At 68.2% G+C, this 16,548-nt stretch carries 14 protein-coding genes; 8 read left to right on the top strand and 6 right to left on the bottom strand.

Features of this window, described 5'->3' with window-relative positions; all coding sequences use genetic code 11:
• Positions 1-2 precede the first annotated feature (2 nt).
• From sufC to EPN51_RS17020, 4 genes are read right to left on the bottom strand one after another with little or no spacing between them, the layout of a single operon-like run.
• A complete protein-coding gene (gene sufC, locus EPN51_RS17035; protein ID WP_293044657.1) occupies positions 3-812 on the bottom strand; it encodes a Fe-S cluster assembly ATPase SufC in 810 nt (269 codons plus the stop codon).
• Positions 809-1,999 (bottom strand): Fe-S cluster assembly protein SufD, encoded by a 1,191-nt coding sequence (gene sufD / locus EPN51_RS17030; RefSeq protein WP_293044655.1) that lies wholly within the window; start codon positions 1,997-1,999, stop codon positions 809-811. Before sufD ends, sufC begins: the two co-directional genes overlap by 4 nt.
• The gene (gene sufB / locus EPN51_RS17025; protein WP_293044653.1) at positions 1,999-3,453 is read right to left on the bottom strand and encodes a Fe-S cluster assembly protein SufB; all 1,455 of its coding nucleotides are present in this window, start codon (positions 3,451-3,453) and stop codon (positions 1,999-2,001) included. The genes sufD and sufB overlap by 1 nt, the downstream gene beginning before the upstream one ends.
• Positions 3,450-4,259, bottom strand: coding sequence for a metalloregulator ArsR/SmtB family transcription factor (locus tag EPN51_RS17020; RefSeq protein ID WP_293044651.1), 810 nt, complete (start codon positions 4,257-4,259; stop codon positions 3,450-3,452). The genes sufB and EPN51_RS17020 overlap by 4 nt, the downstream gene beginning before the upstream one ends.
• A 126-nt stretch (positions 4,260-4,385) precedes the next feature.
• Between EPN51_RS17020 and mptB the strand changes: the two genes are divergently transcribed.
• The 4 genes from mptB to EPN51_RS17000 all read left to right on the top strand — a co-directional run bounded on the left by mptB (position 4,386) and on the right by EPN51_RS17000 (position 8,962).
• Entirely contained in the window at positions 4,386-6,089 is a 1,704-nt protein-coding gene (mptB, locus tag EPN51_RS17015) for a polyprenol phosphomannose-dependent alpha 1,6 mannosyltransferase MptB (protein WP_293044649.1), read from the top strand.
• A gap of 49 nt (positions 6,090-6,138) precedes the next feature.
• Positions 6,139-7,083 carry an ABC transporter ATP-binding protein gene (locus EPN51_RS17010; RefSeq protein WP_293044647.1) on the top strand — a complete coding sequence of 315 codons (945 nt, stop codon included), beginning with the start codon at positions 6,139-6,141 and terminating at the stop codon, positions 7,081-7,083.
• Between the two features lie 77 nt (positions 7,084-7,160).
• A complete protein-coding gene (locus EPN51_RS17005) occupies positions 7,161-7,871 on the top strand; it encodes an ABC transporter permease (RefSeq protein WP_293044769.1) in 711 nt (236 codons plus the stop codon).
• Positions 7,872-8,008: 137 nt separating this feature from the next.
• A complete protein-coding gene (locus tag EPN51_RS17000) occupies positions 8,009-8,962 on the top strand; it encodes a heme A synthase (protein WP_293044767.1) in 954 nt (317 codons plus the stop codon).
• On the opposite strand, the gene EPN51_RS16995 is transcribed toward EPN51_RS17000, so the two are convergent.
• The gene (locus tag EPN51_RS16995) at positions 8,900-9,562 is read right to left on the bottom strand and encodes a hypothetical protein (protein ID WP_293044645.1); all 663 of its coding nucleotides are present in this window, start codon (positions 9,560-9,562) and stop codon (positions 8,900-8,902) included. The genes EPN51_RS17000 and EPN51_RS16995 overlap by 63 nt on opposite strands.
• A gap of 19 nt (positions 9,563-9,581) precedes the next feature.
• Between EPN51_RS16995 and EPN51_RS16990 the strand changes: the two genes are divergently transcribed.
• A complete protein-coding gene (locus EPN51_RS16990) occupies positions 9,582-10,556 on the top strand; it encodes a quinone oxidoreductase (RefSeq protein WP_293044643.1) in 975 nt (324 codons plus the stop codon).
• Positions 10,557-10,586: 30 nt separating this feature from the next.
• On the opposite strand, the gene EPN51_RS16985 is transcribed toward EPN51_RS16990, so the two are convergent.
• On the bottom strand, positions 10,587-11,513 hold the full coding sequence (locus EPN51_RS16985; RefSeq protein ID WP_293044641.1) for a heme o synthase: 927 nt from the start codon (positions 11,511-11,513) through the stop codon (positions 10,587-10,589).
• Between the two features lie 255 nt (positions 11,514-11,768).
• On the opposite strand from EPN51_RS16985, the gene tkt reads away from it, so the two are divergent.
• Genes tkt through zwf form a run of 3 tightly spaced genes read left to right on the top strand, consistent with a single transcriptional unit; the run spans position 11,769 to position 16,544 of the window.
• Positions 11,769-13,868: a transketolase gene (gene tkt, locus EPN51_RS16980; protein ID WP_293044639.1), complete on the top strand. Its 2,100-nt coding sequence runs from the start codon at positions 11,769-11,771 to the stop codon at positions 13,866-13,868.
• A gap of 16 nt (positions 13,869-13,884) precedes the next feature.
• The gene (tal, locus tag EPN51_RS16975) at positions 13,885-15,003 is read left to right on the top strand and encodes a transaldolase (protein WP_293044637.1); all 1,119 of its coding nucleotides are present in this window, start codon (positions 13,885-13,887) and stop codon (positions 15,001-15,003) included.
• Positions 15,000-16,544, top strand: a complete 1,545-nt coding sequence (gene zwf / locus EPN51_RS16970; RefSeq protein ID WP_293044635.1) for a glucose-6-phosphate dehydrogenase — start codon at positions 15,000-15,002, stop codon at positions 16,542-16,544. The genes tal and zwf overlap by 4 nt, the downstream gene beginning before the upstream one ends.
• Positions 16,545-16,548: the final 4 nt, after the last annotated feature.

Raw genomic sequence — 16,548 nt, 5'->3', positions numbered from 1 at the left:
GCTTATGCCCCGGTGGTCGCCGCTTGCGAAAAGCGCACGTAGCCGTTCTGCTCGAGTTCGTCGGCCAGTTCCGGCCCACCGGATTCCGCGATGCGGCCGCCGACGAAAACGTGCACGTATTCGGGATGGATGTAGCGCAGGATGCGGGTGTAGTGCGTGATGAGCAGAACGCCGGCCCGCACCCGCTGACCGGTGCCGTCGTCCCAGCCGGTTTCGGCGTAGCGGTTCACGCCGTCGCTGACCACCCGCAGCGCATCGACGTCCAGCCCGGAGTCGGTTTCGTCCAGGATGGCGATCTTGGGCTTGAGCAGTTCGAGTTGCAAGATCTCGTGGCGCTTCTTCTCACCGCCGGAGAATCCCTCGTTCACATTGCGCTCGGCGAAGGCCGGGTCGATCTCGAGTGCGGACATCGCGCCCCTGAACTCCTTGACCCACTGCCGCAGCTTCGGGGCCTCGCCACGCATCGTGGTCACCGCCGAACGCAGGAAGTTCGACACCGAGACGCCCGGCACCTCGACGGGATATTGCATGGCCAGAAATATCCCGGCCCGCGCGCGCTGGTCGACGCTCATCTCCAGCACGTTCTCGCCGTCCAGCGTGATGGAGCCCGATGTCACCGTGTACTTGGGGTGGCCGGCGATGGCATAGGACAACGTCGACTTGCCCGAACCATTGGGGCCCATCAGGGCGTGTGTCTCACCGGATTTCACCGTCAAGTCGACGCCGTTGAGGATGGGGATCTGCTGTTCCCCCTCGGCGGCGTTGGGGTTCTCAACGCTGACGTGCAGGTCTTTGATTTCCAAGGTCGTCATGAAACTGTTGCTCTCGATTCGGTAATGGCCAATTCGTGTTCGATGGCTGCGGTGAGGCGTTCCCGTACCTCGGGCACCGCGATCTTGGAGATGATGTCGCCGAAGAATCCGCGGATCACCAGCCGGCGGGCCTCCTCTTCCGGGATGCCGCGGGAGCGCAGGTAGAACAGTTGCTCATCGTCGAAACGCCCGGTGGCGCTGGCATGTCCGGCGCCGACGATCTCCCCGGTCTCGATCTCCAAGTTGGGTATCGAGTCGGCCCGCGCGCCATCGGTGAGAACCAGATTGCGGTTCGCCTCGAAGGTATCGGTGCCGGTGGCTTCGGCCCGGATCAACACGTCACCGACCCAGACGGTGTGAGCATCCGGGCGCTGCGACGCCGAATCTCCTTGCAACGCACCCTTATAGAGCGCATTGGACTTGCAGTTCGGCTGCGCGTGGTCGATGAGTAGCCGCGACTCGAGGTGCTGGCCGTCGTCGGCGAAATACAGGCCCAGCAGTTCGGCGTCCCCGCCGGGGGCGGAATACCGCACGTTGGCCGTCATCCGCACCACCTCACCGCCGAGCGTGACGGCGACGTGGCGCAGCACCGCGTCCTTGCCCAGCTTGGCGTGGTGCATGCTGACGTGCACGGCGTCATCGGCCCAGTCGGCGAGCCACACCACGGTGAGCCGGGCGGCATCGTCGACGATGAGCTCGACGTTGTCGGCGAAGGTTCCGCTGCCCCGGTGGTCGATGACGACGACCGCCTCGGCGAGCTCGCTGACGCGAATCTGCAGGTGTCCGTACGCCACCGCGCCCTCGCCGGGGCCGGTAACGGTGATGCCGACCGGCTCGGCGATGCGCGTGTCGCGCTCGACGGCGATCAACGTCGCGGAGTTGAACGACGAAAACGCTTGCGCCGCAACACGGTCGGTCGGCACGCCACCCTGGCCGAGGCGCTCGTCGCCGCGGCGGACGGTCTCGACCCGCAGGCCGGGTTGTTCGTCGACGCTGACCTCGGCCCTGCCGGTGGCACGCGCCGAACCGTCGTGCAGGCCGCGCAGCCGTCGCAGCGGGGTGAATCGCCAGATCTCGTCGCGGCCGTGCGGGACCTCGAACGCGTCCACGTCGAACGAGGAGAAGATCTCGCCCTTGTTGACTGCGGCCAAGGCCGAACCCTCAACCGCTTCTGTCAGATTCGTCACTAGCCGACCGCGCCTTCCATCTGCAGTTCGATCAGCCGGTTGAGCTCCAGTGCGTACTCCATGGGCAGTTCCTTGGCGATCGGCTCGACGAAACCACGCACCACCATCGCCATCGCCTCTTCTTCGGTCAGCCCGCGGCTCATCAGGTAGAACAGCTGGTTCTCGCTGACCTTCGACACGGTGGCCTCGTGGCCCATCGTGACGTCGTCCTCGCGGATGTCGACGTAGGGGTAGGTGTCGCTGCGGCTGATCATATCCACCAGCAGCGCATCGCATTTCACGCTGGATCGAGACCCGTGAGCGCCCTTGTTCATTTGAACGAGACCGCGGTAGGAGGTGCGGCCGCCCCCGCGGGCCACCGATTTGGAGACGATGTTGCTGGAGGTGTTCGGCGCCAGGTGCAGCATCTTGGCGCCGGCATCCTGGTGCTGGCCGTCCCCGGCGAACGCGACCGACAACACCTCGCCCTTGGCGTGCTCTCCGGTCATCCATACGGCCGGGTACTTCATGGTCACCTTGGACCCGATGTTGCCGTCGACCCACTCCATGGTGGCGCCGGCTTCGGCGCGGGCACGCTTGGTGACCAGGTTGTAGACGTTGTTGGACCAGTTTTGGATCGTGGTGTAACGGCATCGGCCGCCGGGCTTCACGATGATCTCCACCACCGCCGAGTGCAGCGAGGCCGAGGAGTACACCGGCGCGGTGCAGCCCTCCACGTAGTGCACGTATGCGCCCTCGTCGACGATGATCAGCGTCCGCTCGAACTGGCCCATGTTCTCGGTGTTGATCCGGAAATAGGCCTGCAGCGGGATGTCGACGTGCACGCCCGGCGGCACATAGATGAACGACCCGCCGCTCCACACGGCGGTGTTCAGCGCCGAGAACTTGTTGTCCCCGGCCGGGATCACGGTGGCGAAGTACTGCCTGAACAAATCCTCGTACTCGCGCAAACCGGTGTCGGTGTCGACGAAGATCACGCCCAGGGCCTCCAGGTCCTCGCGGATCTTGTGGTAGACCACCTCGGACTCGTACTGAGCCGCCACACCGGCCACGTAGCGATTCTTCTCGGCCTCCGGGATGCCCAACCGGTCGTAGGTGTTGCGGATGTCCTCGGGCAGCTCCTCCCAACTCTGGGCCTGGGCTTCGGTGGACCGCACGAAGTACTTGATGTTGTCGAAGTCGATGCCGCCGAGATCCGAGCCCCACGTTGGCATCGGCTTCTTGAGGAACGTCGAGAGCGCCTTCAGCCGGGCTTCCAGCATCCACTCGGGCTCGCTCTTCTTCATCGAGATGTCGCGGACAACGGCCTCGGACAGCCCGCGCTTCGCGCTGGCGCCCGCGACGTCGGAATCAGCCCACCCGTATTCGTACCGGCCCAGCGAGGCAATCGTCTCTTCCTGGGTCAACGGCTCGGTGCCAACCGCGGCCTTGGTGGCTTCTGGGCTGAGTGTCATACTGACGCTCCTTTGCTGCTCGTAGTGTCGCGGCGCGGGCTGGGCGCCTTGTTTGACATCTGGGTCAGGGGTACGTGCGTGGTACAGGCGCAGTCGCCGTTGACGATGGTCGCCAACCGCTGGACATGGGTGCCCAGCACCTCGGCCATCGCCTGCCGCTCGGCTTCGCACAACTCCGGGAATTCCTCGGCAACGTGGGAGACCGGGCAGTGGTGCTGGCAGATCTGCACACCGTGAATCGGCCCACCGACCTGCGTGGTGCTGGCGACATAGCCGGCTTTGGTCAGCGCGGTGGCGATCCGTTCCGCGGCCGCCTCGACGTCGTCGTCCGCCGCGCTGTCGGCCGCGGAGACGTCGGTCAAAATGGCGTCGATCCGTTGCCGGGCGAACGCCCGGACCGCCTCTTCACCGCCGATCTCGCGCAGCTGCCGCATGGCCGCCGCCGCCAAGTCGTCGTAGGCGTGGTCGAGCTTGGCCCGGCCGCCCGCGGTCAACCGGTAACGCTTGGCGGGGCGCCCGCGTCCCACCTGCTGCCATGCCGCAGCGGCCGCGGACTCGGCCTCCCCCGCCTCGATCAGGGCGTCGAGGTGGCGCCGCACACCGGCGGCCGCCAGGCCCAGCCGGTCACCGATCTCGCCGACGGTGATCGATCCGGATTCCAGCAGCAGGCGCACGATGGCACGACGAGTGTGACCATCCGAGGTGGCAGCGGCGACGTCGGCCGCGCCGGTACCGGCGGCCTCCTCGAGGCTGGTTCGGATTTTCACAACACCAGTGTGACTCAATTCCGGCGATCGGTCTAGCAAGGGTCCCCTGTCTTTGCGTTGCGCTGGTCACACCCAGCACAACGCGCGCCGCACTTGCGGTCACCGCGTCGCACAACGCACGCTTGCCATCGCCGCCGGCTCGGGCCCGACGGCTACGCTGCTCTGATGGCAGCCCGCCACCACACGCTGAGCTCGTCGATCGCGAGTCTGCACGGCGACGAGCAAGCGGTGGGTTCGCCGCTGAACGATACCGAGCTCACCACGCTTCGCCGCATCCGCCTGTTCGGCGCCACCGGCACCGTGCTGATGGCCATCGGCGCGCTGGGCGCCGGGGCCCGGCCGGTCGTGCAGGACCCCACGTTCGGGGTGCGGTTGCTCAACCTGCCGTCGCGGATCCAGACGGTGTCGTTGACGATGACGACGACGGGCGCGGTCATGATGGCGCTGGCCTGGCTGATGCTCGGCCGGTTCGCGCTGGGCAACCGGCGGATGTCGCGCGGCGACCTGGACCGCACCCTGCTGGTGTGGGTGCTGCCGCTGTTGATCGCGCCACCGATGTACAGCAAGGACGTCTACTCCTATTTGGCGCAGAGCCAGATCTCCCTGGAGGGGCTCGACCCGTACCGGGTCGGCCCGGCCTCTGGGCTGGGCCTGTCCCATATCTTCACCCTGTCCGTGCCGACCCTGTGGCGCGAGACGCCCGCGCCCTACGGCCCGCTGTTCTTGTGGATGGGACGCGGCATTTCCGCGATCACCGGCGAAAACATCGTCGCCGCCGTGCTGAGTCATCGGCTGGTGGAGCTGCTCGGCGTCGGACTGATCGTGTGGGCGACACCGCGGCTGGCCCGGCGCTGCGGCGTCGCCGAGGTCAGCGCGCTGTGGCTGGGCGCGGCCAACCCGCTGCTGATCATGCATCTGGTGGCCGGCGTGCACAATGAGGCGCTGATGCTGGGCCTGATGCTGGCCGGGGCCGAATTCGCGCTGCGCGGCATCGATGCTCCACGCCTGCTGCCCCACTCCTGGAAATTCGGCCCGGACTGGGAGCCGCTGGGCATGCTGCTGGCCGGCGCCGTCCTGATCACGCTGTCGTCGCAGGTGAAGCTCCCGTCGCTGCTGGCACTGGGCTTCGTCACGATGGCGCTGGCCCACCGGCGCGGAGGAAACCTGCGTGCCCTGCTGTTGGCGGGTGGCGGCATGGCGGCGCTGTCGCTGGCGGTGATGGCCGTCGTCGGCTGGGCCAGCGGCCTGGGCTTCGGCTGGATCTACACGCTGGGCACCGCCAACGTGGTGCGCAGCTGGATGTCGCCGCCGACGCTCCTGGCGCTCGGCACCGGACAGGTGGGCATCCTGCTGGGCTTGGGCGATCACACCACCGCGGTGCTGGGGCTGACCCGTGCGATCGGTGTGCTGATCATCACGGTCATGGTGGCGTGGTTGCTGCTGGCCGTTTTTCGCGGCCGGCTGCACCCGATCGGCGGGCTGGGCGTCGCGCTGGGCATCACGGTGCTGCTGTTTCCCGTCGTGCAGCCCTGGTATCTGCTGTGGGCCATCATCCCGCTGGCCGCCTGGGCGACCCGCACCGGCTTCCGGGTGGCGGCGATCGTCATCAGCCTCGTCGTCGGCATCTTCGGCCCGACCGCCAACGGCGACCGGTTCGCGCTGTTCCAGATCGTGGACGCCACCTTGGCCAGCACCGTCATCGTGGTGCTGCTCATCGCGCTGACCTACACCCGCCTACCGTGGCGGCCCCCGCCGGTGCAGGGCCGGGAACCCGACGGCCCACCGGTCGTCGACCCGGCGGCACCCGCGCAGCCTGCCCCGACCCCGCGGCCGGCCCCGGCCCACGACGCCTACGCTGATTCCACGTGAGCCGCGCCGACGACGATGCAGAGCGAAGCGATGAGGAGGAGCGGCGCACGTGAGCTCGGACGTTCTCGAAACACCTGAAATAGTGGTGCGACTGCGCGGGGTGAGCAAGCACTACGGATCCACCACGGCTGTCTCCGATCTCGACCTGGAAGTGCACGCCGCCGAAGTGCTCGCCCTGCTCGGCCCCAACGGCGCCGGAAAGACCACCACGGTCGAGATGTGCGAGGGCTTCGTGCGCCCGGACGCCGGCACGATCGAGGTGCTCGGCCTGGACCCGATCGCCGACAACACCCGGCTGCGGGCGCGCATCGGGGTGATGCTGCAGGGCGGCGGCGGCTACCCCGCGGCCCGCGCCGGCGAAATGCTCAACCTGGTCGCGGCCTACGCCGCCGACCCGCTGGACCCGGCGTGGCTGCTGGACACGTTGGGCCTCACCGACGCCGCCCGCACCACCTACCGGCGGCTCTCCGGCGGGCAGCAGCAACGGCTCGCGTTGGCGTGCGCGCTGGTCGGGCGGCCCGAACTGGTGTTTCTCGACGAGCCCACCGCGGGCATGGACGCCCACGCCCGGCTACTGGTGTGGGAACTGATCGACGCGCTGCGCCGCGACGGCGTGACGGTGGTGCTGACCACCCATCAGCTCAAGGAGGCCGAGGAGCTCGCCGACCGGCTGGTGATCATCGACAATGGGGCCACGGTCGCCTCGGGTACGCCGACCGAGCTGATGCGCAGCGGGGCCAAGGACCAGCTGCGGTTCAGCGCGCCGCCGCGGCTCGACCTGTCGCTGCTCTCCGCCGCGCTGCCCGAGGACTACAAGGCCACCGAGGTGACGCCGGGCGAGTACCTGGTCGAGGGCCCCATCGACCCGCAGGTGCTGGCGACGGTCACGGCGTGGTGTGCCCGGATCGACGTGCTGGCCACCGATATGCGCGTCGAGCAACGCAGCCTCGAGGACGTGTTCCTCGATCTCACCGGCAGGAAGTTGCGGCCTTGACGCAGAACGAAACTCGCTCGAATCGATTCCCCGCGGGCACCTTCGCCCCGGACCCGCGTCCCAGCGCGGTGCCGAAAATGCTTGCCGCGCAGTTCGGCCTGGAGCTCAAGCTGCTGCTGCGCAACGGCGAACAGCTGCTGCTGACCATGTTCATCCCGATCACGCTGCTGGTCGGGCTCACGCTGCTGCCGCTCGGCTCGTTCGGCCAGCACCGCGCGGCCACCTTCACCCCGGTCATCATGGCGCTGGCGTTGATCTCGACCGCGTTCACCGGGCAGGCGATCGCGGTCGCCTTCGATCGGCGGTACGGTGCGCTCAAGCGGCTCGGGGCAACCCCCCTTCCGGTGTGGGGCATCATCGCCGGCAAGTCCCTGGCCGTCGTCACGGTGGTGTTTCTGCAAGCAATCCTGTTGGGCGCCATCGGTTTTGCGCTCGGTTGGCGACCCGCCCTCGACGCGCTAGCCTTGGGCGCGGCGGTTATCGCGCTGGGCACCGTGGCCTTTGCGGCCCTCGGCCTGCTGCTCGGCGGGACGCTGCGGGCCGAGATCGTGCTCGCGGTCGCCAACCTGATGTGGTTCGTCTTCGCCGGCCTGGGCGCGCTGACCGTGGAAACCGGGATAATCCCCACGGCGGTCAAATGGGCGGCCCGGCTGACCCCGTCGGGCGCGCTCACCGAGGCGCTGTCGCAGGCGATGACCATGTCGGTGGACTGGTTCGGCGTGATCGTACTGGCGGGGTGGGGCACGCTGGGTGCGCTGAGCGCACTGCGCTGGTTCCGGTTCACCTGACGGTCGGCCGCGTCGCGACGCAGCACCTGCGTACACGACACGCCGACGCGGGGGCGCGTGGCTGACGGCTCGGCAACGCCGGGGCGTACTACAGCATGTAGTTTTCGGTGCCTTAGGATCGGGCCGTGCTTGGACGAATGCTGTTGCGACTGGTGGACCTGCTCCCCAATCCCAGTCTGGGCGTCCAGCGCCTGATCGCTGTGGCCGTCATTCTGACCCAGGGCGGCATCGCCATCACCGGCGCGATCGTCCGCGTCACCGCTTCGGGGCTCGGCTGCCCCACCTGGCCGCAGTGCTTTCCGGGCAGCTTCGTTCCGGTGGCCCACCCCGAGGTGCCCCGCATCCACCAGGCCGTCGAGTTCGGCAACCGGATGGTCACCTTCGCGGTGGTCATTGCCGCCGCGCTGGCCGTGCTCGCGGTGACCCGGGCCCGGCGACGCCCCGAGGTGCTGGTCTATGCCTGGCTGATGCCGGTGTCGACCGTCGTGCAGGCGGTCATCGGCGGGATCACCGTGCGCACCGGTTTGCTGTGGTGGACGGTGGCCATCCACTTGCTGACGTCGATGACGATGGTGTGGCTCGCGGTGCTGCTCTACGTCAAGATCGGCGAGCCCGACGACGGTGTGGTGCGCGTGCTGATCCCCAAGCCGCTGCGCGCGCTGACCGTCCTCTCCGGCGTGAACCTGGCCGCGGTGCTGGTCACCGGCACGCTGGTGACGGCCGCGGGCCCGCACGCGGGCGACCGCAGCGCCACCCGCACGGTGCCACGACTCGAGGTCGAAGTCGCCACCCTGGTGCATATGCACTCCTCGCTGCTGGTCGCCTACCTGGCGCTGGTCGTGGGGCTGGGCTTCGGGCTGCTGGCCGTGCACGCCACCCGGCCGGTGTTGCTGCGGCTCGGGGTGCTGCTCGTCCTGCTGTGCGCGCAGGCCGCCGTCGGCACCGCCCAGTACTACACCGGGGTTCCCGCCGCACTGGTCGCCCTGCACGTGGCGGGTGCGGCCGCATGCACCGCGGCCACCGCGGCGCTATGGGCTTCCATGCGGGAACGGTCGCGGGAACGGGCCGAGCCCGAGCCGCTCGCAGGCTGACTCGACCGCCACGGCAAACCGGCGCTGGGCGAGCTCGCGGGTGTCGACGTCCAAGTGGCGCCAACCCAGCGGCGGCGCAACGAGATTCAGCTTCACCAGCCGATCTCCGGCCACGTCGGCACGCGCGTACAGCAGCTCGGGCACGCCGATTCCGGCGCGGCCGGCGGCCGCCTCGAGCGCGGCGTGACCGAGATCCCAGGACTCGAACTCCGGCTCGCAAGGCCAGGCGTGCGATTGCTCCCCGCCCAGAAAGATCAACGCCGCCTGTGCCGCCCCGGCGGGCAGCGTCGGGATCCCGTCGCTCTCGAGGTCGCGCAGATACCGCGCATCGAAATTCCAGGCGACCGCGTCGGGCGGGTTGAGCAGGTGGCGCACGCGCCGGGTCCAGGCCAGGAATTCATCACGCCGGTCCGGGCCGTCCGCCGCGGACCGCAGGATCACCAGGTCCGCCCGGGTGGTCTCCGGATCGTCCCAGGACAGCCAGCGCGCGTGCAGGCCGCGCCGGCGCAGCGCGGGCACCAGCGCGGCGTCGTCGGGGTCGACGCCGGACCCCGCCAGCACGATGCGGGGATGGAAGACGTTTGGGCGAGCGAGCTTCATGCCCGGGCATGATAAGCACATGCACGCAATCGAAGTCAGCGAAACCGGCGGCCCCGAGGTGCTGCGCTACGTCGATACGCCCATGCCCGCGCCCGGGCCGGGCGAGGTGTTGATCAAGGCCGAGGCCATCGGCGTCAATTACATCGACACGTATTTCCGCTCGGGGCAGTATCCGCGCCAGTTGCCTTTCATCCTGGGCTCCGAGTTGTGCGGCACCGTCGCCGCCACGGGTGAGGGCGCCGACGGGTTCAGCGTCGGCGACCGGGTGGTCAGCGCCGCGGTTTCCGGAGGCTATGCTGAATTCGCTACGGCCCCAGCAGTTTTGACCGCAGCAGTGCCCGACGGTGTGACCGCCGACGTGGCGGCCTCAGCGCTGCTGAAGGGCCTGACCGCCCACTACCTGCTGATGTCGGTGTATCCGGTGCAGGCGGGCGACACGGTGCTGGTGCACGCCGGTGCGGGCGGTGTCGGCCTGATCTTGACGCAGTGGGCGCACCTGCTCGGCGCGCGGGTGATCACGACGGTCTCGACCCCGGAGAAGGCGCGGATGTCGGCGAAGGCCGGCGCCGACGAGGTGCTCTCCTACCCCGATGGCGCCGACGAGTTCGGCGAGCGGATTCGCTCGTTGACCGACGGCGCCGGGGTGGCCGCGGTGTACGACGGCGTGGGCGCGACCACCTTCGACGCCAGCCTGGCCAGCCTGGCCGTGCGGGGCACGCTCGCGCTGTTCGGCGCGGCCAGCGGGCCCGTTCCGCCGTTCGATCCGCAGCGCCTCAACGCCGCCGGCTCGGTGTTTTTGACCCGGCCGTCGCTGGCGCATTTCGTCCGCACCGGGCAGGAATTCAGCTGGCGGGCAGAGGAATTGTTCGCGGCGATCGCCGGCGGCGACATCACCGTCGAAGTCGGTGGGCGCTATCCGCTGGCCGACGCGGCCCGCGCCCACCGGGATCTGCAGGGCCGCAAGACCGTCGGATCGATCGTGCTGCTCCCCTGAGTCCAGTGCCGAGCGTCGGCGCCGCGACGGCTAGAACAGGTGCGGCAGCGCGATGGCCGAATCGATCGCCAACGCGCAGAACACCACCGCCAGGTAGTTGTTCGATTGCAGGAACAGCCGCAGTGGCTTGACCGGCTCGCCCGCGCGCACCCTCGCGTACAGCTGGTGGGCCATCGCCAGGAACCACACCCCGGCCACCAGGGCGACCGCCGCGTACAGCCAGCCGGTCGCCAGCGCCAGCGCCAGCGTGGCCAGCACCATCAGCCAGGTGTAGATCACGATGTGTTTGGTCACCTGGCGCTCGGTCGCGACGACCGGCAGCATCGGGACGCCCGCCGCTTCGTAGTCGTCCTTGTAGCGCATCGCGAGCGCCCAGGTGTGCGGTGGGGTCCAGAAGAAAATGATGGCGAACATCACCAGGGCCGGCCAGCCGATGGTGCCGGTGACGGCCGACCAGCCGATCATCACCGGCATGCAGCCGGCCGCGCCGCCCCACACGACGTTCTGCGAGGTGCGGCGCTTGAGCAGCAGCGTGTAGACGCCGACGTAGAACCCGATCGTCGCCAGGCCCAGCAGCCCCGACAACAGGTTCGTCGTCCACCACAGCCAGAAGAACGACCCGACGGTCAGCACCAGCCCGAACACCAGGGCGTTGCGCGTGGGCACAGCCGCCCGCGCGAGCGGCCGGCGCGCGGTGCGCTTCATCACCTTGTCGATGTCCGCGTCGACCACACAGTTCAGCGTGTTGGCGCCCCCGGCGGCCATCATTCCACCGATTAGCGTGTTGACGACCAGCAGCGGGTTCACCGTGCCACGCTGGGCGAGCAGCATCGCCGGAATCGCGGTCACCAGCAGCAGCTCAACGACCCGCGGCTTGGTCAGCGCCAGATACGCCAGCACCGTGCCTCGCACCCGGCTTGGCACTTGGGTCGGCGCGACGCGCCCGCGAACGCTCACGCAATAACTCCTTGGGGTCGCAGCGGCGCGCAGCATCTACTACGCACGATGGTAGACCGAGTAGGGGCCGAGCCCCGCCCGCGGGTCCATTCCCGCAGACTTTTCCCAGATTTTCGAACTGAATGTCAAGGGCTTCCGACGGGCGCGTAATTTTCACACCTGCCGGCCGCGGGTACCCGAAATCCTGCTCTGCAAGAGCCGGCCCTCCCGCACTAGGGTGGGATTGATCAGCTCGATGACCCAAGGACTGAGTCTGTGACGACACTCGAAGAGATCTCCACGCTGACCCAACCGCACCTTCCCGACGACTGGTCCGAGCTCGACTCGGCCGCCGTCGACACCGTTCGGGTGCTGGCGGCCGACGCGGTGCAAAAGGTCGGCAACGGCCACCCCGGGACGGCGATGAGCCTGGCTCCCCTGGCTTACACCCTGTTCCAGCGGGCGATGCGCCACGACCCCAGCGACACCCACTGGCTGGGCCGCGACCGGTTCGTGCTGTCGTGCGGGCACAGCAGCCTGACGCTGTACCTCCAGCTGTATCTGGGCGGTTTCGGCCTGGAGCTCTCCGACATCGAGTCGCTGCGCACCTGGGGATCCAAGACTCCCGGGCACCCCGAGTTCCGGCACACCAAGGGCGTCGAGATCACCACCGGCCCGCTCGGGCAGGGCCTGGCATCCGCGGTGGGCATGGCGATGGCCGCCCGCTACGAACGCGGCCTGTTCGACCCCGACGCCGCCCCGGGTACCAGCCCGTTCGACCACTTCATCTACGTGATCGCCTCCGACGGCGACATCGAAGAGGGCGTCACCTCGGAAGCCTCGTCGCTGGCCGCCGTCCAGGAACTGGGCAACCTCATCGTTTTCTACGACCACAACCAGATTTCGATCGAGGACGACACCAACATCGCGCTGTGCGAGGACACCGCCGCGCGCTACGAGGCCTACGGCTGGCACGTGCAGAAGGTCGAGGGCGGCGAGAACGTCGTCGCCATCGAGGAGGCCATCGCCAGCGCCAAGGCCGTCACCGACCGGCCGTCGTTCATCGAGCTGCGCACCATCATCGGCTATCCCGCGCCGAACCTGATGAACACCGGCAAGGCGCACGGCGCGGCGCTGGGCGACGAGGAGGTCGCGGACGTCAAGAAGATCCTCGGCTTCGACCCGGACAAGAACTTCGAGGTGCGCAACGACGTGATCGCCCACACCCGCAAACTGGTGGAGCGGGGCAGGGAAGCGCACGAGAAGTGGCAACCGGATTTCGACGCCTGGGTGCAGCGCGAGCCCGGCCGCAAGGCGCTGCTGGACCGATTGACCGCCAAGGAACTGCCCGACGGCTGGGACGCCGACATCCCGGAGTGGGAACCGGGTTCCAAGGCGCTGGCCACCCGCGCCGCCTCCGGTGAGGTGCTGTCGGCGGTCGGGCCGAAGCTGCCCGAGCTGTGGGGCGGTTCGGCCGACCTGGCGGGCAGCAACAACACCACCATGAAGGGCGCGGATTCCTTTGGCCCGCCGCCGATTTCGACCAAGGACTACACCGCGCACTGGTACGGGCGCACGCTGCATTTCGGCATTCGCGAGCATGCGATGGGCGCCATCCTGTCCGGCATCGTGCTGCACGGACCGACCCGGGCCTACGGCGGCACGTTCCTGACGTTCTCCGACTACATGCGCCCGGCGGTGCGACTGGCGTCGCTGATGGACATCGACACCATCTACGTGTGGACGCACGATTCGATCGGGCTCGGCGAGGACGGCCCGACCCACCAGCCGATCGAGCACCTCGCGGCGTTGCGCGCCATCCCCCGCCTGTCGGTGGTGCGCCCGGCCGACGCGAACGAGACCGCCCACGCCTGGCGCACGATCCTGGCCCGCGGCAACGGCAGCGGGCCGGTGGGGTTGATCCTGACCCGGCAGGGCGTGCCGGTGCTCGAGGGCACCAGCGCCGACGGTGTCGCCCGGGGTGGTTACGTCCTGGGCTCGGACGGTGAAAAGGCCGCCCAGGATCCCGACGTCGTCCTGATCGCCACCGGCTCCGAGGTCCAGCTCGCGGTGGGGGCGCAGAAGTTGTTGGCGGACAAGGATATCGTGGCGCGGGTGGTTTCCATGCCGTGCGTCGAATGGTTCGAGTCCCAGCCCGACGACTACCGTGACAGCGTGCTCCCCCCGTCCGTGTCGGCCAGGGTGGCCGTCGAGGCCGGCGTCGCGCAGAGCTGGCACAAGCTGGTCGGTGACACCGGGAAGATCGTTTCGATCGAGCACTACGGCGAATCCGCCGATTACAAGACCTTATTCCGCGAATTCGGCTTCACCGCCGAAGCCGTCGCTGCCGCCGCGGAACAAGTCGTGGACAACTGAGGAAGGGGTAATTCACATGACCGCTCAGAACCCTAATCTCGCGGCGCTGAGCGCCGCGGGCGTTTCCGTGTGGCTGGATGACCTGTCGCGGGAGCGGCTGCAGTCGGGGAACCTGCAAGAGCTCATCGACACCAAGAGTGTGGTCGGCGTGACCACCAATCCGTCGATCTTCCAGAAGGCGTTCGCCGAGGGCGACTCCTACGACGGCCAGATCGCCGAGCTCGCCGAGCGCGGCGCCGACGTCGACGCCACCATCCGCACCATCACCACCGACGACGTGCGCAACGGCTGCGACGTGCTCAGGCCCCAGTGGGAAGCCTCCGACGGCGTCGACGGCCGGGTGTCCATCGAGGTCGACCCGCGGCTGGCGGGCGACACCCATAAGACCATCGCGCAGGCCGTCGAGCTGTGGAAGATCGTCGACCGGCCGAACGCGTACATCAAGATCCCGGCGACCAAGGCCGGGATTCCGGCCATCACCGCCGTTCTGGCTGAAGGGATTTCGGTCAACGTGACCCTCATCTTCTCGGTCGAGCGGCACCGCGAGGTGATGGACGCCTACCTGGCGGGCATGGAGAAGGCCCGCGAAGCAGGACATGACCTGTCCAAGATCCATTCGGTTGCCTCGTTTTTCGTGTCCCGGGTGGACACCGAGGTCGACAAGCGGCTGGAAAAGATCGGCGGCGAGGACGCGCTCGCGTTGCGCGGCCAGGCCGGGGTGGCCAACGCCCGCTTGGCCTACGCGGCCTACCAGGAGGTCTTCGAAGGCGACCGCTATCGGGCGCTCAAGGGCGACGGTGCCCGCGTGCAGCGTCCGCTGTGGGCGTCGACCGGGGTCAAGAACCCCGACTACTCCGACACCCTCTATGTCACCGAACTGGTGGCGCCCAATACGGTGAACACCATGCCGGAGAAGACAATTGACGCGGTTGCCGATCACGGCGTGATCAAGGGCGACACGGTCACCGGCACCGGTGCGGACGCCCAGCAGGTGTTCGACAAGCTGACCGCGGCCGGGATCGACCTGGCCGACGTCTTCGTGGTGCTGGAGAACGAGGGCGTGGAGAAGTTCGTGGCATCCTGGACTGAGCTGGCGCAGGAGACGCAGAAGCAGCTGGACTCCGCCTCGAAATGAGCCCAGCCCGCACCGCGCAACAATGGCAAAACCCGTTACGGGACAAGCGCGACAAGCGGCTCCCGCGCATCGCCGGGCCGTGCGGGATGGTCATTTTCGGTGTCACCGGCGACTTGGCGCGCAAGAAGGTCATGCCCGCCATTTACGACCTGGCCAATCGCGGGTTACTGCCGCCCAGCTTCTCGCTGGTGGGCTTCGCCCGCCGGGAATGGAGCACGCAGGATTTCGGTCAGGTGGTCCACCAGGCCGTCCAGGAACACTGCCGCACGCCGTTCCGGCAGGAAAACTGGGACCGGCTGGCCGAGGGATTCCGTTTCGTGCCAGGCGCTTTCGACGACGACGAGGCGTTCGGCCGGCTCGCCGAGACCCTGGACAAGCTGGACGCCGAGCGGGGTACCGGCGGTAACCACGCCTTCTACCTGGCCATCCCTCCCAAGTCCTTCCCGGTCGTGTGCGACCAGCTGCACAGGTCCGGCCTGGCTCGCCCGCAGGGCGAGCGGTGGAGCCGCGTGGTCATCGAGAAGCCCTTCGGCCACGATCTGGAGAGCGCGCAGGCGCTGAACAAGGCGGTCAACGCCGTCATCCCCGAAGAGTCGGTTTTCCGGATCGACCATTACCTGGGCAAGGAGACGGTCCGCAACATCCTGGCGCTGCGGTTCGCCAATCAGTTGTTCGACCCGATCTGGAACGCGCACTACGTCGACCACGTGCAGATCACCATGGCCGAGGACATCGGGTTGGGCGGCCGCGCGGGCTACTACGACGGCATCGGCGCCGCGCGCGACGTCATCCAGAACCATCTGATGCAGCTGCTGGCCCTGACCGCGATGGAAGAGCCGGTCAGCTTCAGCCCGTCGGCACTGCAGGCCGAGAAGATCAAGGTGCTCTCGGCCACCCAGCTCGCCGAGCCGCTCGACGAGACCACCAGCCGCGGCCAGTACACCGCGGGTTGGCAGGGCGGCGAGAAGGTCGTGGGGCTGCTCGACGAGGAAGGGTTCGCCAAGGACTCGACCACCGAGACGTTCGCCGCCATCACGCTCGAGGTGGACACCCGCCGCTGGGCGGGCGTGCCCTTCTATCTGCGAACCGGAAAACGGTTGGGCCGCAGGGTGACCGAGATCGCCCTGGTCTTCAAGCGCGCGCCACACCTGCCGTTCGACGCGACCATGACCGACGAGCTGGGCACCAACGCCATGGTGATCCGGGTGCAGCCCGACGAAGGCGTCACGCTGCGGTTCGGCTCCAAGGTGCCGGGCACCGCGATGGAGGTCCGCGACGTCAACATGGACTTCTCCTACGGCTCGGCGTTCGCCGAGGAATCGCCGGAGGCCTACGAACAGCTGATCCTCGACGTGTTGCTGGGCGAGCCGTCGCTGTTTCCGGTTAATGAAGAAGTCGAATTGGCTTGGCAGATACTCGATCCCGTGCTCGATAACTGGGCGGCGGGCGGCAAGCCCGAGCCGTACGAGGCGGGCACCTGGGGTCCTGACTCCGCGTTCGAGATGGTGCATCGCACGGGCCGGGAATGGCGGCGGCCATGATGAA

The organism is Mycobacterium sp., from assembly GCF_004298145.1.
In the GTDB taxonomy this organism is placed as follows: Bacteria; Actinomycetota; Actinomycetes; order Mycobacteriales; family Mycobacteriaceae; genus Mycobacterium.
The sequence above is the reverse complement of the archived record's forward strand: the minus strand, read 5'-3'. Positions and strand labels throughout refer to the sequence as shown.